The organism is Bryobacter aggregatus MPL3 (assembly GCF_000702445.1).
GTDB classification, from domain to species: Bacteria; Acidobacteriota; Terriglobia; order Bryobacterales; family Bryobacteraceae; genus Bryobacter; species Bryobacter aggregatus.
On record NZ_JNIF01000003.1, the window covers coordinates 2,974,862 to 2,995,431 of the forward strand.

21 protein-coding genes are annotated in these 20,570 nt (G+C 58.4%); 8 read left to right on the forward strand and 13 right to left on the reverse strand.

Annotated elements, in window-relative coordinates; translation table 11 throughout:
* Positions 1-90: 90 nt before the first annotated feature.
* The 8 genes from M017_RS26645 to clpB form a co-directional block, all read right to left on the reverse strand.
* The gene (locus M017_RS26645; RefSeq protein ID WP_031498664.1) at positions 91-666 is read right to left on the reverse strand and encodes a beta-propeller fold lactonase family protein; all 576 of its coding nucleotides are present in this window, start codon (positions 664-666) and stop codon (positions 91-93) included.
* On the reverse strand, positions 663-2,180 hold the full coding sequence (locus M017_RS0113920) for an FAD-binding oxidoreductase (RefSeq protein ID WP_031498666.1): 1,518 nt from the start codon (positions 2,178-2,180) through the stop codon (positions 663-665). Before M017_RS0113920 ends, M017_RS26645 begins: the two co-directional genes overlap by 4 nt.
* Before the next feature lie 65 nt (positions 2,181-2,245).
* Positions 2,246-4,135: a CocE/NonD family hydrolase gene (locus tag M017_RS0113925; RefSeq protein ID WP_031498667.1), complete on the reverse strand. Its 1,890-nt coding sequence runs from the start codon at positions 4,133-4,135 to the stop codon at positions 2,246-2,248.
* Positions 4,136-4,144: 9 nt separating this feature from the next.
* The gene (locus tag M017_RS0113930; protein ID WP_031498668.1) at positions 4,145-4,774 is read right to left on the reverse strand and encodes a hypothetical protein; all 630 of its coding nucleotides are present in this window, start codon (positions 4,772-4,774) and stop codon (positions 4,145-4,147) included.
* A gap of 42 nt (positions 4,775-4,816) precedes the next feature.
* Positions 4,817-5,341 (reverse strand): RNA methyltransferase, encoded by a 525-nt coding sequence (locus M017_RS0113935; RefSeq protein ID WP_031498669.1) that lies wholly within the window; start codon positions 5,339-5,341, stop codon positions 4,817-4,819.
* Between the two features lie 3 nt (positions 5,342-5,344).
* Positions 5,345-6,295 (reverse strand): site-2 protease family protein, encoded by a 951-nt coding sequence (locus tag M017_RS27725; RefSeq protein ID WP_031498671.1) that lies wholly within the window; start codon positions 6,293-6,295, stop codon positions 5,345-5,347.
* 77 nt (positions 6,296-6,372) lie between these two features.
* The gene (locus tag M017_RS0113945) at positions 6,373-7,011 is read right to left on the reverse strand and encodes a hypothetical protein (protein ID WP_031498673.1); all 639 of its coding nucleotides are present in this window, start codon (positions 7,009-7,011) and stop codon (positions 6,373-6,375) included.
* A gap of 6 nt (positions 7,012-7,017) precedes the next feature.
* Entirely contained in the window at positions 7,018-9,648 is a 2,631-nt protein-coding gene (gene clpB, locus M017_RS0113950) for an ATP-dependent chaperone ClpB (protein ID WP_031498675.1), read from the reverse strand.
* Positions 9,649-9,764: 116 nt separating this feature from the next.
* On the opposite strand from clpB, the gene M017_RS0113955 reads away from it, so the two are divergent.
* From M017_RS0113955 to M017_RS0113970, 3 genes are read left to right on the forward strand one after another with little or no spacing between them, the layout of a single operon-like run.
* The gene (locus M017_RS0113955) at positions 9,765-10,172 is read left to right on the forward strand and encodes a hypothetical protein (RefSeq protein ID WP_031498677.1); all 408 of its coding nucleotides are present in this window, start codon (positions 9,765-9,767) and stop codon (positions 10,170-10,172) included.
* Positions 10,169-11,404, forward strand: a complete 1,236-nt coding sequence (locus tag M017_RS28745; RefSeq protein WP_080507751.1) for a response regulator transcription factor — start codon at positions 10,169-10,171, stop codon at positions 11,402-11,404. The genes M017_RS0113955 and M017_RS28745 overlap by 4 nt, the downstream gene beginning before the upstream one ends.
* On the forward strand, positions 11,383-11,610 hold the full coding sequence (locus M017_RS0113970) for a DUF167 domain-containing protein (RefSeq protein WP_031498679.1): 228 nt from the start codon (positions 11,383-11,385) through the stop codon (positions 11,608-11,610). Before M017_RS28745 ends, M017_RS0113970 begins: the two co-directional genes overlap by 22 nt.
* Here M017_RS0113970 and M017_RS0113975 read toward each other — a convergent pair.
* Positions 11,596-12,294 (reverse strand): hypothetical protein, encoded by a 699-nt coding sequence (locus M017_RS0113975; RefSeq protein ID WP_162179923.1) that lies wholly within the window; start codon positions 12,292-12,294, stop codon positions 11,596-11,598. The two genes, M017_RS0113970 and M017_RS0113975, sit on opposite strands and share 15 nt — an antisense overlap.
* Positions 12,263-12,715, reverse strand: a complete 453-nt coding sequence (locus tag M017_RS0113980; RefSeq protein WP_155121408.1) for a hypothetical protein — start codon at positions 12,713-12,715, stop codon at positions 12,263-12,265. The genes M017_RS0113975 and M017_RS0113980 overlap by 32 nt, the downstream gene beginning before the upstream one ends.
* Positions 12,716-12,900: 185 nt before the next feature.
* Here M017_RS0113980 and M017_RS0113985 point away from each other — a divergent pair, with 185 nt between their 5' ends.
* From M017_RS0113985 to M017_RS0113995, 3 genes are read left to right on the forward strand one after another with little or no spacing between them, the layout of a single operon-like run.
* A complete protein-coding gene (locus M017_RS0113985; protein WP_031498683.1) occupies positions 12,901-13,491 on the forward strand; it encodes a sulfite oxidase-like oxidoreductase in 591 nt (196 codons plus the stop codon).
* Entirely contained in the window at positions 13,481-14,422 is a 942-nt protein-coding gene (locus M017_RS0113990; protein WP_238325891.1) for an MBL fold metallo-hydrolase, read from the forward strand. The genes M017_RS0113985 and M017_RS0113990 overlap by 11 nt, the downstream gene beginning before the upstream one ends.
* A gap of 3 nt (positions 14,423-14,425) precedes the next feature.
* Entirely contained in the window at positions 14,426-15,196 is a 771-nt protein-coding gene (locus tag M017_RS0113995) for a CsgG/HfaB family protein (RefSeq protein WP_031498685.1), read from the forward strand.
* Here M017_RS0113995 and M017_RS0114000 read toward each other — a convergent pair.
* On the reverse strand, positions 15,193-15,729 hold the full coding sequence (locus M017_RS0114000) for a DUF1697 domain-containing protein (protein WP_031498686.1): 537 nt from the start codon (positions 15,727-15,729) through the stop codon (positions 15,193-15,195). The two genes, M017_RS0113995 and M017_RS0114000, sit on opposite strands and share 4 nt — an antisense overlap.
* A gap of 107 nt (positions 15,730-15,836) precedes the next feature.
* Between M017_RS0114000 and M017_RS0114005 the strand changes: the two genes are divergently transcribed.
* Positions 15,837-16,583, forward strand: a complete 747-nt coding sequence (locus M017_RS0114005; RefSeq protein ID WP_238325892.1) for a tetratricopeptide repeat protein — start codon at positions 15,837-15,839, stop codon at positions 16,581-16,583.
* Here M017_RS0114005 and M017_RS0114010 read toward each other — a convergent pair.
* Entirely contained in the window at positions 16,580-18,412 is a 1,833-nt protein-coding gene (locus tag M017_RS0114010; RefSeq protein ID WP_031498689.1) for a pyrroloquinoline quinone-dependent dehydrogenase, read from the reverse strand. The genes M017_RS0114005 and M017_RS0114010 overlap by 4 nt on opposite strands.
* Positions 18,413-18,482: 70 nt before the next feature.
* Here M017_RS0114010 and M017_RS0114015 point away from each other — a divergent pair, with 70 nt between their 5' ends.
* Positions 18,483-19,592 carry a GSU2086 family protein gene (locus M017_RS0114015; RefSeq protein WP_031498691.1) on the forward strand — a complete coding sequence of 370 codons (1,110 nt, stop codon included), beginning with the start codon at positions 18,483-18,485 and terminating at the stop codon, positions 19,590-19,592.
* On the opposite strand, the gene rfaD is transcribed toward M017_RS0114015, so the two are convergent.
* The gene (gene rfaD, locus M017_RS0114020; protein ID WP_031498693.1) at positions 19,553-20,554 is read right to left on the reverse strand and encodes an ADP-glyceromanno-heptose 6-epimerase; all 1,002 of its coding nucleotides are present in this window, start codon (positions 20,552-20,554) and stop codon (positions 19,553-19,555) included. The two genes, M017_RS0114015 and rfaD, sit on opposite strands and share 40 nt — an antisense overlap.
* Positions 20,555-20,570 lie beyond the last annotated feature (16 nt).

Below are 20,570 nucleotides of genomic sequence, written 5' to 3' on the forward strand. Positions count from 1 at the left end.
TTCACGCGACCTTCATGATGAGTAGACGTTCATGATTTGGGACTAGTTGCAGCCAAGGCTTGTTGTATCACAAGCGCCGCTCTCTTCGGGTTAGGAAAGGAGCGTTAAATTGCCATTCTCAAATCGCATGCTACGGGTTTGGCCGCTGACGAAATCGCTTCCAATGAGAATGTTCCCACTCGGGGCGAACGCCACCTTGGCTGGACGTACTCCATCGGCCAGCTTTACGATGCCAGTCACGGCATCTGCCCGCCCATTCTCGATTCGCAGAATGTTGTAGGCGCCGCCTCCGAATACCGCCACAGCAAGATACTGGCCGTCAGGTGACAGCGCGGCGCTTCTTGGCAGGATCGCGGAGAGCGACAGCGGAGCGACGTGGAGGAGGCGCAAGCCGTCCTTACCCATCGCGAAGGTCTCGACTGTTCCGCGCGGCAGTCCTTCATACTCGGCGATTCCATTCACCGCATAAAGGAAGCGATGGTCCTGCGAGAGCACCACGTCCACCGGCGCACGGCTCGGCGTCCGGCTGCGTATCACTCCGTCCACCCCAATCCCCTCAATGGTGTCGATTCCGTTGCCGGCATAGCGAATCGAGCCGGCCGCGGCAGACAAGGTGCCGGCTGCCGCCAGGCTCTGGAGAAACAAACGGCGAGTGGTTTCCTTCATGGCCGCACCGACATTGAGTGATGAAAGATGTTATTCGGGTCGTAGTTCCGCTTCACGTTCTGCAAAAACGGATACAGATCGCCCGTGCCGTAATAGAGCTGCGGCCAGTGTGGGTAACGCAGCATGTCGACATCGGGATAGTTGATGTAGCAGCCCTCGTAGTGTTCGCCTGGATAGGGCGTGCCCGCAAACTTTGGATTTACGTTCGTCCCGCTGTAAGCCTCCGTGAAGAATTCATCCATCCATTGCAATCGCCCGGCGTCTTGCTCCTTGCGATTCCAATAACTCTGAAACTGTAATTTCAGGATCGACGATCTTTGCCAGTTGGAGGTCTGCCGCGCCATCTCGGGGCGATTCGTCGCCCCGCCATAAGCATCCACGGCTACGAGCGATCCGCGAAGATCCACTCCCGGCACCATTCGCGTCAGGTGTTGATAGAAGACTTTCGCCTCCGCCTCGCTGAAATTCTTCTTCATATGGGAGGACTTGTACTTGGCCCGGGAAGCTCCACCCCCACCGCTGCCGCGTCCAATCGTCGCGTCGAGCCAGGGCGTCTGATTCACGTTCTGCGATACCGAGCAGGTCTCGGCGCGCAGATCCACTTTCGGAATCCTGTCCTTCTCCGGCTGGCCTGCGATCGCGGCTCTCGGCTCACAAGGCCGGAACAATTCGAGGAATTCGTGTAGCGGTTTCAAATCGTCGCAACTGCCATCCGGATTGCAGAACTGCACGGAAAAGCCAAAAGAGCCAGCCGATTTGTGTGAGATCGGAAAGATGGCGAACATGCCCCAAGTGTCCGGATCTTTGCCGCGTGTCTCCCAGTAATTTCCATAAGTAGTGAGAATCTTCACAAAGCGGCTTTCCGTCATCGTCGTCCAATCAAAGGAGACCGAGGCCCGTGCGATTTCGCGGGGCGCGGGCGGCAGCTTGTCAAACAGAAAGCCGGTGATGACCCCAAAGTTGCCGCCGCCTGCTCCGAGACAAGCCCGAAACAGATCGGCGTCCGTCTTGCGATCCACCCGCCGCTGCACCACCTTGCCTTTGGCGTCCACGGTCAGGATGTCCACTGCCGACACCCAATCGACGGTAAGGCCATGCAGCCGGGCGAGTAAGCCATAGCCACCGCCGCTGATGTGCCCCCCTGCTCCCACTGAGTAACAAGTTCCCGCCGGGATGGTGAGCCCATAGCGTTTATAGAGGTCGAGGTAAGTATCTCCCAGCGATTTTCCCGCCGCAATGTAGTAGCGGGAATCATTCTTCACATGAGACTCGGTCAGCAGCGATAAATCGAGAATGCTGCCGCCGGGGTTATTCATCACAAAGTCTTCGTAGCAGTGCCCGCCGCTGCGAATGGTGGGCCGCTTGCCTGCACTGACAATCCGCTGCAAGGCGGCCGCCGCGTCTTCATTGCTCTCGCATAGAGTGATCTCGGTGGCCGTATTCTCCCAGCGAAGATTTCTGCTACGGCCCAAGATCGAATAACGGGGGTCTGGTTTGCGAATGTCGACTGCCATGAAATACTTCCTGAAAATCTCAGTCTGGCATAACCGGCCAACAAACGTGCCCGCCTGAGCCCAACTTAGTGCTGCGGTACGATCGGCAGCCAGATCGCGCTCGCCTGATCGCCAGAACGTAATACCGTTTGCGTTGCTTTGACATAGTCGCTTGGCTTGGCAAAGAAGATATTGGGAACATAGCTTTGCGGGTTGCGGTCATAGAGTGGGAACCAGCTCGATTGGATCTGCACCATGATCCGATGGCCAGGCAGGAACACGTGATTCGCGGTAGGCAGCACAAACTTGAAGCGTGTTGGCTTTCCCGGTGAAATCGCTGATGGATTTGAAAAACTATCGCGATAGCGGCCGCGGAAGATGTCCATTGACACCGGCAGCTGATAGCCGCTCATCTCCATCTGGCTCGGAACTTCGTCGGGATAGACATCGATCAGCTTCACCACCCAGTCGAGATCGGATCCGGTGGTGGTGGCCAGCAGATCGGCAATCGGTTCCCCGCTGATGCGGACAGGCGCGCTGAGCACTGGTGTCTGATAGACCAGGACGTCCGTACGATCGGCAACCGCGCGCTGATCCGCCAGCAGGAAGGTCCGCCAGCGCTCGCCTTCTGAAAAGCGAATCGGACGCGGCAGATAGGGAACGGGCTTGGCGGGATCGGACACATAGGAGTCGCCTTCGGCGGCTCCGCCCGGCTTCTCGAAGCCCAAGCCAAACTTTGCCTGCAGATAGATCGGCTTCAGCGGCGCGGCGCATCCTGCTTCGCAGGCGAGCGGCCATTGCCGCAAGCGATCCCAATGGTTCTCGCCTGTGTTGTAGATCAACACGGGCGGGGTATCTGCTTTCTTCGCTCCATCCTTCAGGTAAGTGTCAAAGAAGGGTTTCAGCACATCGCGCCGAAACTGCAAGGCGGTGTCTCCCTCAAACTTCAGCGGCCCCAGGCTGCTTCCGTCATAGTTGACGCCGCTGTGCCGCCACGGCCCCATCACCAGATAGTTGGTGGCGGTCTTGCCTGCCGCCTTTAGCTTCAGATAGGTCTGGATCGCGCCCCACTCGTCTTCCTGATCCCAGATTCCCTGAATCCACATCGTCGGTACTGTGCTCGGCTTGGCGGCCACCATCTTGTCGAGCGCCTGTCCCTGCCAGAACGCATCGTAGGCCGGATGCTCCATCATCTTGCGCACCCAGGGGAGACGGTCGAGGCCATGCTTTTCGGCAAAGTCGCCCGCAGACCCGGCGCGGCGGAATTCTTCGTAATCGTCATAGCCATCGCGGCGCACTCGCGTGCCCTGTCCGGTCTTGGTCGTCTGGCCCGCGCTGTAATCGAAATTTGGCTGGCGAAACGCGCCGTAGTGGAACCAGTCGTCACCCATCCAGCCATCCACCATCGGACTTTCGGGAGCCGCCACTTTCAGCGCGGGATGCGGTCCAAGCAGGGCCATCACCACCGTGAAGCCTTCGTAGGAAGAGCCGATCATCCCAACCTTGCCATTGGTTTCCGGAACATTCTTGATCAGCCAATCGATCGTGTCATAAGCATCGGTGACATGGTCAGTAGCGGTCGGGTTGAGGGGGCCCCGCACCGGACGCGTCATGACGTACTCACCCTCGGAACCATACTTTCCGCGCACATCTTGAAACACCCGGATGTAGCCGTCGGCCACAAAGACTTCATCCCCCTGGGGCAAGGTGGCGAGCATCGAAAGGGAATCGGCACGCTTGGTGCGCGCAGCTGCGTTGTAAGGCGTGCGCGTCAGCAGGATCGGCGCGCCTTTCGCACCTTTGGGGACGACGATCGAGGTGAACAACTTCACCCCGTCACGCATGGGAACCATCACTTCCCGTTTGTCGTAATCCCGATTGCCCAAGGGCGGCTGAAAGCCCTTCGGAATATCACCTTGACCTTGTAACAGCCCAACGAATGCGAGGGCCGCGATACAACTCAGACGAGTTACCATGCCAAGAGTTTAGCGTCCCAGAGGCAGATGTAATTTCTTCCCAAGCCTCCTCAACTCCGGCTTGAACTCCTCCTGCAAATTGCTGCCGGCGAAGGTGCCAAAGTTGATGAGCGTCCACTGTCCGGCGTGGACCGAATCATTGAAGCCCTGTGGCATATAGGTTTTGGTGATGAAGCCGGCAGCGATGGCCCCGGCAAAGTTCGAGAGAGCCGGCATCCTGCGGCCCCGATCTGACTTATCGACGAAGGTAAACAGCAGCGCATGGCCGATACGCCTTTTGATGCTGCTGGCGCCGGAGGGATGATAACGCGGGTCTTCTCCGATCAAGCTGGCGACTCCAAACTGGGCCGTGCTTCCCGCGACATTTGAAGCGAGATTGTTGCCGACATTCCGGCCGTAGCCTGCCGCTCCCTGGCGCCACTCGCGCGGATAGGCATTCGGAGGATTCAACATCCGGTAGCCGCCAACCACCGCGCTGGTCAGCAGCGGCTCGATACCAAAAGATTCGCGCAGCCACCAATTGGCTTTGATCTTGAAATCCACCGGTGGCAGCGGCGGAACAGGCGCGGTGGCTGGAGCTTGCGCGAGCAGCAGAGCGTGAGAAAGCAGCAATCCAATCGAAACGAATATTGACTTCATAAATAAGATGCTCGGCGCTTCAGAATACCGCCTTCGTAGGGTTCAGCGTGAGCCGCGGTACTTGCGCAGCAGCTCGTAGAGCACAATCGCTCCGGCGCTCGAGACATTCAACGAATGCTTGGCTCCCAGCATCGGAAGCCGCACATAGGTGTCGCAACGGGCGAGCAACTCCGGCTGGATGCCATCCACTTCATGACCAAAGAGCAGCAGCACTGGCCACTTCGGCTTCCAGTCGAAAAGATCCACCGCCGTAACGGCCGTCTCGATCGCGGCAATTTCGTAGCCGCGCGACTGCAACGCGCTGGTGGTCTCGAGTGCATCCGGGCAGTCGATCCAAGGAACATTCTCTTCGGCGCCGAGTGCGGTTTTGGTGATGGCGTTCTTCGGTGGGCGCGCGGTAATGCCGCTCAGGTAGATGCTTTCAATGCCAGCTCCGTCGGCCGTGCGGAAGAAGCTGCCGACGTTGTACATGCTGCGGATGTTGTCGAGCAACAGCGAGACCGGCAGCTTCTGGATGTGGTCATAGGTGGTGGCGGCGTTTGTCGCGCGAAAAGGAACTCGCTCCATGTCTTAAGCGCCACTCAACAGGCCACGATCCCAATGCGCTGTCAGTACGCTGAGCAGTCCGAAGGCGCAAAGGAGGGCGACAAACTGGAGAAAGATTCCTTCGTCGTTTTCATCTGGCAAGTCCTTGGTGAACAACTTGTAGCCCGCGCCGAGTGAGACCAGAAAGAACATCGTCTCGCCGCTCAAATACCAGAGCAGCAGCATCGTCGCCAGCAGCATCCCGCGCTGCCGTTTGCCGAGCACTTTGTAGGCATGGCTGCCATCAAGCCCAAAGACGGGCAAGAGGTTGAAGAGGTTGATCACCGCGCCGGTATGGGCGACAGCAGACATCCAGCGTTGGTCAAAAAGCTGCGCCATCCCTTCAAAAAACAGACTCGCGCCAAAGCCCCACCAGGGGCCCGCCAGCCCGATGCGCGCATCCTCTTTCGGATTGCGAATCGCCGCTTCGGAACGGATAAACGCGCCGAACATCGGAATAAACATCGGCGCGGACGAAGGGATGCCAAAACGCCGGAAAGCCCACATATGGCCCATTTCGTGGATGTAGATGCTGGCCACCAGGCCTACGGCATAGCGCCAGCCATAGAGCGCCCAATAGACGCCCATCGAGGCAAACATGGAGAAAACCGTTTGCATCTTCGTCAACCCAAGGAACAGAAACTTCCCCTTGGTCAAAAGGATGAGTGCGAAGGTCTTGAACTTCCAGAGAATGGCGCCAGCGACGCCCAGGCTGCCCACCAGCTTCTTCCAGGGTTGATCCTCAGGAACCGGATGCTCCATTTTCGGGGGCGGCAATTCGTTGAGCCGCGCGATGATCGATTGGAATTGGGACGATCCCGGAGGCAACAGCGCAAGCATCTGCTGGTAGAGATCGCGCGTCGCATCGATGTTGCCCACCGCGAGAGTTGCCTGGGCACGCTGATTCAGCTCTTGCAGTTCTTTGGTGAAGACCAATCGCTGGCATTGTGGGCAGGCAAGGACTCCTGAGGGAAGTGTGTTCCCACACTCCTGGCAAAATTCTGGCTGTTCCACTAACTCTCCTGTTTAGCGACCGCGGTCGAAAAAGGACCTGCGATGCTCAGTTGCGCATTGCCGGTTTGCTGCCACGCCTGTTGGAGACCAAAGAACAGAATGGCAATCCCGAGAATGCCGCTCAAGCCATCTCCCCGCATCTCCAGATAAGGCTTGGCCATCGAAATTCTAAGCATGATTACATATCCGGAATTGGACACAGGTTCGCGTCCGGACTGGTACAAGTCCCAGACAGCCTGGAAGAACCAACTGCCGCAGATGGCGACATAGGTCGCGACCACCGCAATGATCTGCATCGGCCGGCCTCCCAATCCATTGGTTCCCTTGCGCACGGCGGTGCCGATTAGCCAGCCGACTGCAATCGAGATCAGCGCGAGTTCATAATTCGTGATGGTGAGAATGGCGGCATAGGCGATCGAGCAGGCCACCGCCGCCCCTAGCGCATATAGGATTCCACGCAGCAACACCGATTTCTGCGGCGCCTCTTGCGACTTGCTCAAGTTCACCCCGCAATTGGGGCAGGCAGCTTGGCCGTTGACCGTGTAATAGCTTGCATGGATGCGGGCCCCGCACACCACGCAGGGCCCGACTCCGGCCGGATTCGAAAACTCTGCCTTCTCAAACTGTAAGTCGTCCATGAATCCTTAGGCTAACAAGACCGGATCAAAACGCAGATTTCCTGTCGAATGATCCAGATCGACGTCGACCTCCATGCCCGGGCGCACCTCCCCGCTCAGGAGTTTCCGCGCCAGCGGCGTTTCGATCTCCTTTTGGATGGCCCGCTTTAGCGGCCGCGCTCCGAATGCAGGATCATGACCGATCATCACCAGATGCGCACGTGCCGCGTCCGTGAGAATTAGCGTGATCTTGCGATCGGCGAGACGAGCCCGCAACGTTTCCAGCTGAATCTCAACAATTTGCTTCAGATGCTCCTCGGTCAGAGAGTGGAAGACGATCGTCTCATCGACACGGTTGAGGAACTCCGGCCGGAAGAAGTGTCGCAACTCCTCCATCACCGAGATCTTCATCATTTCGTACTCGACACCGTCGAAGTTATCTTCCGAGTCTCCCCGATACTCGAGGATGCGGTGTGAGCCGAGATTGGAGGTCATGATGATGATCGTGTTCTTGAAATCAACCCGGCGGCCCTGTCCATCGGTCAGATGGCCTTCATCGAGAATCTGCAGGAGGACGTTGAACACATCGGGATGCGCCTTCTCAATCTCATCGAAGAGCACCACGCAGTAGGGACGGCGCCGCACGAGTTCGGTCAACTGGCCTCCCTCTTCATAGCCGACATATCCCGGAGGCGCGCCTAGCAGGCGCGACACATTGTGCTTCTCTTGATATTCGGTCATGTCGATGCGCACCATCGCCTTCTCGTCATCGAACAGAAAACTGGCCAGCGCACGCGCCAACTCCGTTTTCCCCACCCCGGTGGGACCAAGGAAGATAAAGCTGCCGATGGGGCGTTTGGGATCTTTGATGCCGCTGCGGGCCCGCAGTACTGCTTCTGAGACGGCGGTGACAGCCTCCGATTGGCCGATGACGCGCTTGTGCAACTCGGCTTCCAGGTGGAGCAGTTTTTGCATCTCGCCTTCGAGGAGTTTCGAAACCGGAATCCCGGTCCAGCGGGCGACAACGTCGGCGATGTCTTCTTCGTCCACTTCCTCCTTCAGCATCTTGGCCTGCCCCTGATTGGCAGCCAGTTTGGCTTCGGTATCGGCGAGATCGCGTTCCAGTTGCGGAATCTCGCCAAACTTGATCTTCGCCGCGGCGCTGTAGTCGGCGGAGCGCTCCACTCTCTCGAGATCGGCGCGTTTCTGCTCCAACTGTTCGCGAATGGAACGGAGCCGGTCGACGCCTCCCTTTTCGAGATCCCACTGTGCTTTCAGCCCGTCAGCATCGCTCTTCAAGTCGGCGAGCTCTTTTTCCAGGCGCTCCAGGCGGTCTTTTGATGCCGGGTCGTCTTCTTTGGCCAGCGCCGTGCGCTCGATTTCCAGCTGCATGACACGGCGGGAGATCTCGTCAAGAGCGGCAGGCATCGAATCAATTTCGGTACGGAGCTTGGCGGCCGATTCATCCACCAGATCGATCGCCTTGTCAGGCAGAAAACGATCGGTGATGTAGCGATTGGACAGCACCGCGGCAGCCACCAGCGCAGCATCCTTGATGCGGACGCCGTGATGGACCTCGTAGCGCTCCTTCAAGCCACGCAGGATGGAAATTGTGTCCTCCACGGAGGGTTGATCGACCATGACCGGCTGGAAACGGCGTTCGAGCGCGGCGTCCTTCTCGATGTACTTGCGATACTCATCGAGCGTTGTCGCGCCAATGCAATGCATTTCGCCACGTGCCAGCGCCGGTTTCAGCAGATTGCCCGCGTCCATCGACCCTTCGGTCTTTCCCGCACCCACGACCGTGTGCAACTCGTCGATGAACAGAATCACCTGGCCATTGGAAGACGTTACTTCCTTCAGCACGGCCTTGAGCCGCTCTTCGAATTCACCACGGTACTTTGCGCCTGCAATCAGCGCGCCCATATCGAGCGAAACCACGCGTTTGTTCTTCAAGCCCTCGGGGACATCGCCGCGAACGATCCGCTGCGCCAAGCCTTCGGCGATCGCGGTTTTGCCGACGCCGGGTTCTCCGATCAGCACCGGATTATTCTTAGTGCGGCGCGAAAGCACCTGAATCACGCGGCGGATCTCTTCGTCGCGTCCGATCACCGGGTCCAATTTGCCCTGGGAGGCGGCTGCCGTCAGGTCCCGGCCATATTTTTCGAGGGATTCGTAGGTATCTTCTGGGTTCTGTGTGGTCACGCGTTGGGCTCCTCGGACGCTCTGGATGGCCGCTTCGAGTTTGTCCTTGCGGGCGCCGGCTTCTTTCAGCAGCCTTCCTGTGGCTCCACTATCTCCTGTTGCGGCCAGAAGAATGTGCTCCACGCTCAGGAAATCATCCTTACGCTTTTTCGCTTCCTCCTCTGCATCGGAGAAGAGCTTGGTAAGCCGGCTCGTGATGTAGACCTGATCGGGTCCGCCGCTCGGAGTGGAAACCTTGGGCAGCTTGTCGATCTCGCGTTCCAGCCGCTCCTTCAATAATTCAGGCTGGATCTCAGCTTTCCTGAGAATCGCCTGCGCCAACCCATTCTGTTGTTCCAGAAGGGCGACGATTTCATGTTCCACGTCAACTTGCTGGTTCTGTTGGCGAAGCGCCAATCCCTGCGCTGCACGCAGTGATTCTTGAACCTTTTCTGTGAAGCGATTGAAGTCCATAATGCCTTACATCCTTAGAATAGGTCATTAGTCTTATATTGTCTATTTATATGAGTGCTTATTGCTAATATATTTTCTGGCGTGGTGGCAACACACTGCGTATATCCTGTCAGGAGATGAAGTTCGTCGCTCTGTTTCTGTTTGTCACACTTCTCGGATGTAATTCGGGGTCCGAAGGGACTCCGGCGAGTCCGGAAGAAGCGAAAGACTACATCCGGAATTTGGCTTTGAGCGGAGTGGAAATGAAGGCCGCGGAGAGTTTCGGCGGTCAGCAGCTGGTAGAGATTACCGGAAAGATTACGAACCGGGGGGAGAAACCGCTCCGCCGGGTCGACCTGATCTGCATCTTTCATGATCCCTATCAGCAGGTGGTCCTCCGGGAGACCGTCTCGATTGTCCGCCCGGATCGCGGTGGCTTGAAGGCGCATGAAACCAAGGACTTCCGTTTGCCTTTTGATCAGATTCCCAAAAGCTGGAGCCAGGCGATGCCGCAAATGGTCATCGGTCGCGTGGTCTTCGAGTGAAGCCCAAAATTCACTTGATCGAAGATGACCCGGACCAGCGGCAACTCCGGGGCATGTTGTTGGAGGCGAAAGGCTACACGGTTGTCGAGGTTCACGATTCCCCGGATCTGGTTCTGATGGATCTGCGGATTCCGACCCTGGCTGATGGCCTCGCGAAGATCCGCGCATTGCGCAATTCTGAAGAAAGCCCGAAAGTGGTAGTGTTGAGCGGCGCGGTGGAAGAACTGCGAGGCAGGGAAGAAGGGGCTATGGTGGACGCGATTTTGGAAAAACCTTGTTCGACGGGATTACTCTTTCGGACTCTCGAGGCTTTGCTGCTCCTGCTGCTGTTTGCAATGACGGGATTGGGCCAACCGGCGGATTTGAAGCGTCACGCGCCGATTCTCTACCAGCGGGCCGACACCATCGGCACGCAATCCGACATCCCCCTCCTGATGTATGTCGAATGGGATGCAAACGAGAACTCCCTCACCTATACGGTGATCTTTTCCAACGAAGATGGCGGCACCTCCACCCGGGCGCTGATGGCCCGCTGGGGCCGCACCACCGACATCGAGTATCTGTACAAGGTGTGGCTCAAGCCGGACGGTTCGGCTGCACGCCGCGAGATCCAGACTCGCGACCATAAGGATGTTCCTTTCAATGGCCCCTTCGAGGGCGACCGGCCCCTGCTCGTGCCGGTGACCCGCAACAATATGGTGGATGCCGTCACGGAGAAGAAGGGCGAACGCTACGATTTTGACCCCATGCTGGTCGACCTGCGCGATCACTCCCGCGAGTATGTGATGGACTTGAAGCCGGAAACCTGGAAGGTGATGCGCGAAGAACTAGCCCGCGAAGGCAAGTTGCGGCCTTACGGCACCATTCGTGGTGAAGACATCTCCGACCCCGCGAATTATGCTTACATGGAGTTCAAGTCGACCCAACGCGATGGAGGCCGGGTGGCTTTCGGCATCCAGTTGCGCGGGGCAGAGAAGCCGATGTACATGAGCCACCTCGGCGACACGCGTTTGAGCGTGGAGCGAAGCGGCTGGATGCGGCTGGCTCTCGAACTGCCTCCCAACACGAAGCTTTTTTCGGTGACGCAAGTAGGCGTTGCCTGCTACGGCAAAGGTTCCTGCTTGCTAGAGAAGATTGCCTTCCTCGAACTGGGTGGCCAACGTGGTCAGGTGGCGTTGCCGCATCCGGTCGAGATCAAGGCTGGCGAGCAATGGTTCTTCACGTTAAAGTAATCCCCCGCGCGGTGCGTAGTGAAGTGATCGGAACCATGGCCGACGGAGCCCTCAAGGTGAAGGTCGCGGCAGTGCCGGAGAATGGCAAGGCCAACGAAGAACTTTGCAAAGTGCTGGCGGCGCACTTCTCTGTAGCCAAGTCGAGCGTTGAGGTCATTGCCGGACATACCGGAACCAGGAAGCAAGTGCGCCTAGCCGGCCTTTGAAACCCAGAGGCTCGCTCTGGTTTCACGTTGTGCGCCGATGCGCGGAATTTTCCGCGCGCGGTCCAGGTCCGCCCGGAGTTGGCGGGTAATCTTTTCGGCGACATCCGCGGAGGCCCCACGGAACTTGGCTCCGTAGCTCTCTTGCGTTGTGGACCACAGGACATCGCCTTCTTTGTTGACAATCCGTACGGCGGCAACGGCTTCGTGTTTCCGCTCGGCGATTTTGACATCTTCGCTCTGGTTAAACCCAACGGAGGCTGAGTTCCGCTCCGAATTCCGGCTATTCGTGCTGCCGCGGCCGATGGCGGCTCCGCTGCGGACGCCAACCGAGTCGTGCGACGCAAATTGATCGGTAAAAACCAAATCTTCGGCGGTGCCTCGGAGAAAAGCGTCGGCCCGCTCGGGGTTTTCGGTGACGGTAAAGAAGCCGGCGGCCTGGATGGCGGCGATAATCATGTCGCGAATTTGCAGGGCGGCCTCTCCTCCACTGAGTTCCTGGATGTGCAGCCGGCGGACCGCCGCCAGTTGGGAGAGCCCATCTTCCAGTGGAGTGCCGGGCGGGGTGACTCTTGCGGCGTCTGCCATGCCGGGAGTGTTGTGTTCGGCGCCCACCAGGGCCATGCCGCTCCAGCCAAAACTGAGCAATAGCTGCTTAGCTGCGGTACGTCTTCCTTGCTTCATCATCTTGAACGACCACCTTTAATCCGGTCCGTGCTTCCAGGCTTGCGAGCGTGGGCCGCACAATGCTTTTCGGCAGTTGCAGCACGATCGCCTGGTCGGAACCTTTGGAGTCTCGAAAATGTATTGTCAGGTAGTGATCTCGTTTCTTTGCCAGGAGAAACATCGGGGAGATCAGCAGGGCTTCTAAATATCGCCTGTCTACTTTTTGCCCATATTCGAGAGAGCGGACTTGCGCGTAGGGAATCTCGACAAGTTCCTGTCTGAAGCCGAAAGACATCACTTCGGCGCGATTCATTCCCAAAACGCCATCCTGGCCACTCTTAAAGTTCGCCAGGGTTCCACCCACGAATTTGGCTTTGGTTTCCGCAGCGTCGGCGGTAACCAGCGAGACGATGAGTAGCACCATCCATTTCAGGCTCTGCAATGTTGTATTCCCTCTGGGAATATAGTTATGCAGACTAGAGAATCTTCTCGCTTGAATTGTTTCGAGACTAACAGGTCCTGGATTGGGGCGGCATCCTGTGAATGCGGGTATTTCTTGGAACTGATGGGGGTATCCGGACCCACCTTTCGAAGCCCGGGCCGAAAGTGCTGCATCCTAATAGACAGATGATCATTTCTCCGGACACGCAACGTGAGCAAAGAATCCCGCCGGGGCAGAGTCAGACCGTCAAGTGGCCGGTATTAGATGCGAACGGCACTCCGCCGATTGACCTGAGCAAGTGGCGGTTGGACATTTTCGGACTGGTCGAGCGCGAAGTCAGCCTCAGTTGGGAAGACTTTCTCGCACTCCCCCGGGCTCAAGTTTTTGCGGATTTCCATTGTGTCACCCGCTGGAGCCGTTTGGACAATACCTGGGGTGGCGTCTTGGTTTCTACCTTGATGGAGCTGGCTGGCGGGGTCAAGCCGGAGGCCAAGTTTGTCAGTGCTCTGGGTTATGACTACGGGTGGACGACGAATCTTCCGATTGCGGATTTTCTTTCGGCCGATGCGCTGGTCGCCATTGACCACGACGGCATTGCCTTGGCGCCGGAACACGGCGGGCCGGCCCGATTGATTGTCCCTCAACTCTATGCTTGGAAGAGCGCGAAATGGTTGGGTGGCCTCGAGTTGCTGGCTGAAGACAAGCCGGGTTTCTGGGAGCGGAACGGATATCACAATCACGGGGATCCCTGGAAGGAGGAGCGTTTTGGCTATTAGTCGACGTTTGCTGTTCAGCGCGACGGGCGCGGCTTCTCTTGCGGCTCTCGGCTATGCCGCCTACAAACAAGCTCCGCCCTTCTTTTGGAGGCAACTGTACGACGATATGTCTCGTGTCATTCCAGAAGCACCCCATCGACCGACTCCAAAAGACTGGCCTGACCGGGGCCTGCATGTCGCCTGGCTGGGGCACTCGACGAGTCTGGTGAAGATCGATGGCTTCCATATTTTGATCGATCCGGTATTCAGCGATCGTGTCGGTGTCGATGTCTTCGTTGGAACGATTGGCCCCAAACGGCTTGTGAAGCCCGCGCTTACGATTGATGCGCTTCCACGCATCGATCTGGTGCTGCTCAGTCATGCGCATTTCGATCACTGGGACATTCCCAGCCTGAAAGCCATTGCCGGAAAAGAGATTCCGGTGATCTGTGCGCGGCAGACCTCCGACCTGCTGAACCCTGCCAAGTGGGGGGAGATCCAGGAGTTGGGGTGGCGTGAAAGCCGCTCGGTTGGCCCTGTCCGGGTGAAGGCGCTGGAGGTCCGGCATTGGGGGGCGCGGGTGCGGCGCGACACGTATCGCGGCTACAACGGATACCTCATCGAAGCAGGCCGCTACAAAGTTTTGTTCGGAGGCGATACAGCCTTCACGCCGCTGTTTCGCGAAGCCGCCGGCGCCAAAGCTGCGGACTTAGCGATCATGCCCATTGGTGCCTACAATCCCTGGATCCAGGCACACTGTACGCCGGAGGAGGCCATCCAGATGGCAGACTGGGCGAATGCCGATCGCATCCTGCCGGTGCACCACCAGACTTTTAGTCTCGGCGTGGAGCCGGTACGGGAGCCAATCGAGCGCTTTCTCAACAAACTCGGCAACCATACGGATCGGGTCATTCCTTACGAGATCGGGTCGCAGTGGAGTGTAATCTCTTAAGAGATGTCTCGTTTGCTATTGGTGGTTCTTGTTCTGGCCCAGATCTCTTGCCGTCAAACGGAAAAAGGGCAAGGGGGGAGTGAGGTGACTGGATCGGCTGGCAGCGCAGGCGCGCACAACGCGGCAAAAGACCTGATGCGCTGCGCGGCTCCCATCGCGACGATTGCCTTGGTGGAAGACCCGAGCGGCTATGCGTATATGTCCCGTTATGCCTTGCCATCGCCGCTCTCACTGATGCGGTTGATGATGCAGCAGAGTGGCTGCTTTCGCGTGGTTGATCGCAGTGCGGGTATTGAAGCGGCCAAGCGCGAGCAGGAACTGGAGCAGTCCGGAATGTTGCGCAAGGATCAGACCATTCGCAAGAGACAGGTGATCGAGGCGCAGTATTCGATGTTGACCAGTGTGGTCTTTAGCGAGCGCAATGCGGGGGATACTTTTGGCGGATTGGTGTCTCGCCTTCCCGTGGTGGGTCAATTCGCTGGACTTCTGGGCAACGTGAACTTCAAGGAAGCGCAGACCGTTCTTTTTGTCACGGATAACGAAACCAGCGAGCAACTGGCCAGTGCAACCGGAAGCGCACGCGCGACAGATCTGGGCGCGGGCGGCCTGGTGATCGGGAGTCTGGGTGGTTCGGCGCTGGGTGGCTGGGGCACTACGAATGAGGGCAAGGTGATCGCATCGGCACTGCTCGATAGCTTCAACAATCTGGTGCCGCAGATGAAGGTGTTGGTGGAGAAAGATCTACCTGCGGCCGTACCCACCAAGAAGCGCTAAGCCTCCAGCAATTCGAGTAACTTGGTCACCGTGCGCCAGTTGCGCGCCGTGGACATGGTCTTCAGTTTCGAGTCGAAATAGGCATTGGTCAGCTTGCTATCGGCGACGCCATTGGGCAGATGCAGATAGACCTGCTGGCCCAGCAACTGGTGCTGGTCGGGAGCGGAACGGAGCGGATCCAGTTGCGCGGCGTGTTCGGGTTTGGGAAGGTCGGCCAGAAAGACAACATGGACACGGCTGAGATCGGCATCGGGGTAAGGATTTGCCGCCAGAATCTTACGCATCTCGGCGGCATCGCGGATGGTCAACGAGGTCTTGTAGCCCGATAGCTTTTCGATCTCGAGCGGCACCTTGCTGGGGATTGCCTGCAGTACCTTTGGGGCGGCGCGGAACACAACATTCCCGCTCTGGATGTAAGTGACGACGTCGCTACAGCCTAGGTCCGTAAAGATCCGGGCTAATTCCTTCATCGGGACGACGGTGCGGCCTCCAAGATTGACTCCGCGCAGGAGTGCGACATAGCGGGTTGCCATCTTTCGATCCTAGCGCTCGTGTGTCCATTTGTGACATGATCAGCGCGATGCTGCACGCAATTCCACTTTTGATCTCCCTCTCTTTTGCACAAGCTCCGCCGAACGCCATGCGGCAGGCAACACAACTCGATCTCGAGGGTAAGTACACCGAAGCCCGGCAGTTGATCCAGAAAGAAATTGACAATGCTCCCAACCCTCGTGCGAAGGCAAATGCACAACGCACGATGGCTATGTCTTACGCCTTCGAGAGCGATTGCCAAAAGACCGGCGACTACGAGCAGCTGGTGATTGCTTACTGGGCCACTCGCGAAGCCGAGGAGCCCGCCAATGCCTTTTACCAGCAAGGGGAGATGGCGAACGAAGCGGCACGGGTTTGCATTGAGGCGGGTGTACTCGATGCGGCGGAGCGCTGGTACAAACTAGGCACGCAACTCGGCTTGAAAGAACCTGGGATTTCAGCGGATCGCAAGGCTCTTTGGGAATACCGTCTGGCCCATGCGCAAGCGAGACTTGCGGCCCGCCGTGGCAACCGGAAGGTGGCGGATGGCTATGTCGAAAAGGCCAAAGAGGCACTCGAAAGGATGACAACGCTCCGCGCCGCGCAGCAGGCCTTCCTGCCCTATCTCACCGGTTATGTGGCGCTCTATTCTGGGGATGCGGCGAAGGCCGTCGAGGACTTCCAGAAGTCGAATCTCAACGACCCCTTTATCCAGTGCCTCCTCGCCCAGGCTTATGAAAAGCTCGGTGAAAAAGAGAAGGCGCTGGAGTGCTACCGCAAAGCCTATGCCACCACGGCGCACAATCCTCCGGCTGCTTATGCCAAACCGCTCGCGCGCAAGAAGCTGAATCTCTAACGCGGCAGTGCGAAGGCGACATAACTGCCGCGAATCACTTCCGCCTTGGCCGGGGTGAGCCCAACTTGTGCCGAGGCGCAGAACACGATGTACTGCGTGCCACCGGCCTCATAAACAGCCGGAATTCCTTCGAGCGCCGCATCCACTTCCTGCTCCCAAAGCAGCTTGCCGTTGCTGATGTCGAAGGCGCGAACCTTCTTATCTCTGGTGCCAGTGAAGATCAATCCACCGGCGGTCACCACTGGCCCGACCTTCGGATAGTGAGTGCCGGTATTCTTGATGCCCTTGGCGGCCAGCTCCGGCACTTCGCCAAGCGGAATCTTCCAGGTGATGCTGCCCTCATTCAAGTCATAGACGGTGAGGGAAGTCCAGGGCGGTTTGATGGCGGCCAATCCATCGCTGGCGATCATGAAGCCGAAGCCACTCTCATAGCGCATGGCCTCCACCGGATCGCCCTTCTTGCCTTCCATGACGAGCAGGGAAGGGAGGTCCTTTGAGACGACAACCAGCGTTCCCTTGGCCGGATCGACGGCTGCTCCGCCCCAATTGGCGCCGCCATTGTTGCCGGGCATCTGGATGGTGCCGCGTTTGGCGGGCGGCGTGAAGAGACCTTCGTTGCGGGCGCTGAGAATCTGATCGCGGAACTTCGCGCGGTCTTCTTTGCTGAGGTAGGGGCTGAGGTCATCGACCGTGAAGGTCTGGCGCGCAAAGGGCGGCGGCATCGTGGGCATAGGCTGGGTGGCCCAGGCCTTTTCGCCGGGCATATCGCTGGCAGGCATCGGCTTCTCGAGGATCGGCCAAAGCGGCTTGCCGGTCACGCGATCAAAGACAAACACGAAGCCCTGCTTGCTCACCTGCGCTACGGCATCGATGTTTTTGCCCCCATGCTTTACGGTCAGCAGCTTGGGCGCCGTTGCATCGTCGTAATCCCAGATATCGTGATGCACCATCTGGAAGTGCCAGATGCGCTTGCCGGTGCGGGCATCAAGCGCGAGCAGGCAATCGCCAAACAGATTCGCCCCGGCGCGATCGGCTCCATAGAAGTTGTACTTCGCACTGGCCGTTGGTGCATAGAGGATGCCTCGCTTTTCATCGATTGACATCTCTCCCCAGACATTCGCACCCCCGACCGTTTTGCGAGCGTCCGCAGGCCAGGTCTCGTAGCCGAACTCGCCTTTCTCGGGAATCGTATGGAAGGTCCAGACCAGCTTGCCGCTGCGGACATCGTAGGCGCGGATGTCGCCCGGCGCAGAGCCGTAGCCCTGGTTGGTCGCGGAACCGAGAATCAGCAGGTCCTCAAACACGCGGCCCGGCGTGGTGGATTGCACGAGCGTGAAGCTGTTCGGGTCGCGGCCAAGACCCAGCTTGAGATCGACGCTGCCCTGGACGCCAAAGCTCTCGATCAGTTTTCCGGTGGTCGCATCGAGCGCCCGGATCGCGTGATTGCTCGCAAACAGCAGCCGCCGTTCCTTGCGGTCCTTGCTCTCCCAATAATTAATGCCGCGATTTGTGATTACCTTCGTATCCGCCGGCGGCTGGTAGCGCCAGATCTCTTTGCCGGATGTTGCCTGGAGCGCCACAATCGAGTTGTCCTTACCCATGACATAGATGGTGTTGTCGACCACAACCGGGCTGAAGGAGTAGCGTTTGCCGTCGCCAATCTCATACTTCCAGGCCAGCTTGAGCTTGCTGACATTGGAGCGGTCGATCTGTTTGAGCGCAGAATACTGAGAGGAATCGGCCCCGCCTCCGTAGTCCTTCCAGGTCAGGTGATCTTGAGCAACGGCAAGAGAAGCCAAGGCGAAGAAAAGCGCAAAACGAAAGTTCATAAATCGATTGCACAAACAATAACACGCATGGGACCGGAGTCTGGTTTACGCTGGAATTTTGTCGCCCCTCATGCATCCTCCCAAACAAGACTGGACCAAACTTCGCGTATACCCTCTGGCCGAGCGCCGCAGCCTGACGAAAGCCGATGACATTCTCATCTCTCCGGAGACGGCTCCCCAGCCCTATCCCGAAGATCTCCTGGCCTCGGTTCGCGCTTGTGCGCAGCAGATTCGCACGGCACGCGAGCGCGGCGCTGGCGTGGTTCTCATGTACGGAGCCCACCTGTTGCGCAATGGCGCGGCACTGATTCTAGGCGACATGATGAAGCGCGGCTGGGTGACGCATCTGGCCACCAACGGCGCGGCCACGATTCACGATTGGGAATACGCCTGGCTGGGCCGCTCGACAGAAAGTGTTGAGCAAAACGTCGCCACCGGTAGCTTTGGCGCCTGGGACGAGACCGGACGAAACCTCCACCTGGCAATGATGGCCGGTGCGCTGCGCGGCGAGGGCTATGGCGTTGCGCTCGGCCGCTTTATTGCCGAGGACGGTACAAACTTTCCATCCCGCGCCGAACTGATTGCCGCGATCACTGGCGACCCGACGCATCCGCTCACCGCCGCGCGGGCAGACCTTCTTGCCGCCGCTGTGCCCGAGGGGCGCGTCACGGTCGAACATCCCTGGAAGCAGGCCTCGATCCTCGCCCAGGCCTACATCCACGGCGTTCCGGTGACCGTGCATCCCGGCATCGGCTATGACATCATCGCGAATCATCCGATCTTCAACGGAGCGGTGATCGGCCGCGCCGCCGGGCACGACTTCCGGCTCTTCGGCGATTCCGTCGAGACTCTGGACGGCGGTGTGGTGCTCTCCGTCGGCTCCGCGATCATGGCGCCGCAGGTCTTTGAGAAGTCCTTAAGCAGCGTGAACAATCTGCGGCTCAGCGCGGGCCGGAAGACGGTCAGCGACCACACCATCTATGTTGTCGACCTGCAGGATGGCGGCAATTGGGATTGGACCACGGGCGAACCGCCCAAGACCAACGCCGCCTACTATCTGCGCTTCTGCAAGAGCTTCTCACGCATGGGCGGTGCGATGCACTACCTGCAGAGCGACAATATGGCCTTCATTCACAACCTCTATTTCGAGTTGCTTCGCGATTCGTCGCCCAGCCGCTGATCGCCGATCAGATAGTTCCGCACATAGTCGGCGACAGCATAGGCAAGCGGCGTAATCGCTTCCGTGTAGCCGGCCGCGCGAAGTTTCCCGATGCTGGCGCAGGTGCGGTATTGATACTTCCCTTGCAGCTGTTCCGGCATCGGAATGAAGTGGATGTTCGGAGCGAGGTCGAGCGCGGCAAAGATCGCATGCGCAAGATCGAGCCAGGTGTGCGCCTGGCCGGAACCCAGGTTGTAGAGGCCGCCCGCATTCTCTTCCGCCAGACGAATACTCATCGCCGCCGCGTCCTTCACATAGAGGAAGTCGCGCTCCTGGCAGCCATCGGCAAAGTCGGGACGGTGGCTCTGGAACAGTTCCAGCTTGCCGGTGGAGCGGATCTGGTGGAAGGCCTTGTGCACGACACTGCGCATGTCGCCCTTATGATCCTCATTCGGTCCAAAGACGTTGAAGTACTTGAGGCCGGTGAGGTGCTGGAGCAGCCCGGCATTCTCGGCATACTGATCAAAGAGATGCTTCGAGTAGCCGTACATGTTCAGCGGGCGCAGGCTATCGAGCGGCAGATCTTCGCGGAAGTCGTCTTCACGCGCGCCATAGGTGGCGGCAGAAGAGGCATAGACAAAGCGGGCCTGGTGGTCGAGCGCCCAATGCGCCAGCTTCTTCGTGTACTCGAAATTATTCCGCATCAGGAAGGCAGAATCCTTCTCCGTCGTCGCCGAACAGGCGCCCAAGTGGAACACCGTGCCAATGTCGGTGAGCGTGTGGCTGGTGGCCTGCAGATCATCGGCGTCAATGTAGTCGAGATAACGAAGCGGCACCAGATTGCGCCACTTCTCTGAGGTATCGAGCCGGTCTGAGAGCAGAATCCGGTCATATCCCATACGATTCAAGCGCCAGACAATCGCGCTTCCGATCATTCCTGCGGCGCCGGTCACCAGGATCCGGCGTTTTCCATCAATAGCCATACTTCTAGCCTACTAG

Bases quoted from the DNA above. Each gene is read 5' to 3' on its own strand.
- M017_RS0113925 (WP_031498667.1), bottom strand. From the start codon at position 4,135: ATGGTAACTCGTCTGAGTTGTATCGCGGCCCTCGCATTCGTTGGGCTG.
- M017_RS0114000 (WP_031498686.1), bottom strand. From the start codon at position 15,729: ATGGCAACCCGCTATGTCGCACTCCTGCGCGGAGTCAATCTTGGAGGC.
- M017_RS26645 (WP_031498664.1), bottom strand. From the start codon at position 666: ATGAAGGAAACCACTCGCCGTTTGTTTCTCCAGAGCCTGGCGGCAGCC.
- M017_RS0113975 (WP_162179923.1), bottom strand. From the start codon at position 12,294: ATGATGAAGCAAGGAAGACGTACCGCAGCTAAGCAGCTATTGCTCAGT.
- M017_RS0113945 (WP_031498673.1), bottom strand. From the start codon at position 7,011: ATGGACGACTTACAGTTTGAGAAGGCAGAGTTTTCGAATCCGGCCGGA.
- M017_RS0114015 (WP_031498691.1), top strand. From the start codon at position 18,483: ATGCATCCTCCCAAACAAGACTGGACCAAACTTCGCGTATACCCTCTG.
- rfaD (WP_031498693.1), bottom strand. From the start codon at position 20,554: ATGGCTATTGATGGAAAACGCCGGATCCTGGTGACCGGCGCCGCAGGA.
- M017_RS0113995 (WP_031498685.1), top strand. From the start codon at position 14,426: ATGTCTCGTTTGCTATTGGTGGTTCTTGTTCTGGCCCAGATCTCTTGC.
- M017_RS0113970 (WP_031498679.1), top strand. From the start codon at position 11,383: ATGGTTCTTCACGTTAAAGTAATCCCCCGCGCGGTGCGTAGTGAAGTG.
- M017_RS0114005 (WP_238325892.1), top strand. From the start codon at position 15,837: ATGCGGCAGGCAACACAACTCGATCTCGAGGGTAAGTACACCGAAGCC.
- M017_RS0113935 (WP_031498669.1), bottom strand. From the start codon at position 5,341: ATGGAGCGAGTTCCTTTTCGCGCGACAAACGCCGCCACCACCTATGAC.
- M017_RS0113920 (WP_031498666.1), bottom strand. From the start codon at position 2,180: ATGGCAGTCGACATTCGCAAACCAGACCCCCGTTATTCGATCTTGGGC.
- M017_RS0113930 (WP_031498668.1), bottom strand. From the start codon at position 4,774: ATGAAGTCAATATTCGTTTCGATTGGATTGCTGCTTTCTCACGCTCTG.
- M017_RS0113985 (WP_031498683.1), top strand. From the start codon at position 12,901: ATGATCATTTCTCCGGACACGCAACGTGAGCAAAGAATCCCGCCGGGG.
- M017_RS0114010 (WP_031498689.1), bottom strand. From the start codon at position 18,412: ATGAACTTTCGTTTTGCGCTTTTCTTCGCCTTGGCTTCTCTTGCCGTT.
- clpB (WP_031498675.1), bottom strand. From the start codon at position 9,648: ATGGACTTCAATCGCTTCACAGAAAAGGTTCAAGAATCACTGCGTGCA.
- M017_RS0113955 (WP_031498677.1), top strand. From the start codon at position 9,765: ATGAAGTTCGTCGCTCTGTTTCTGTTTGTCACACTTCTCGGATGTAAT.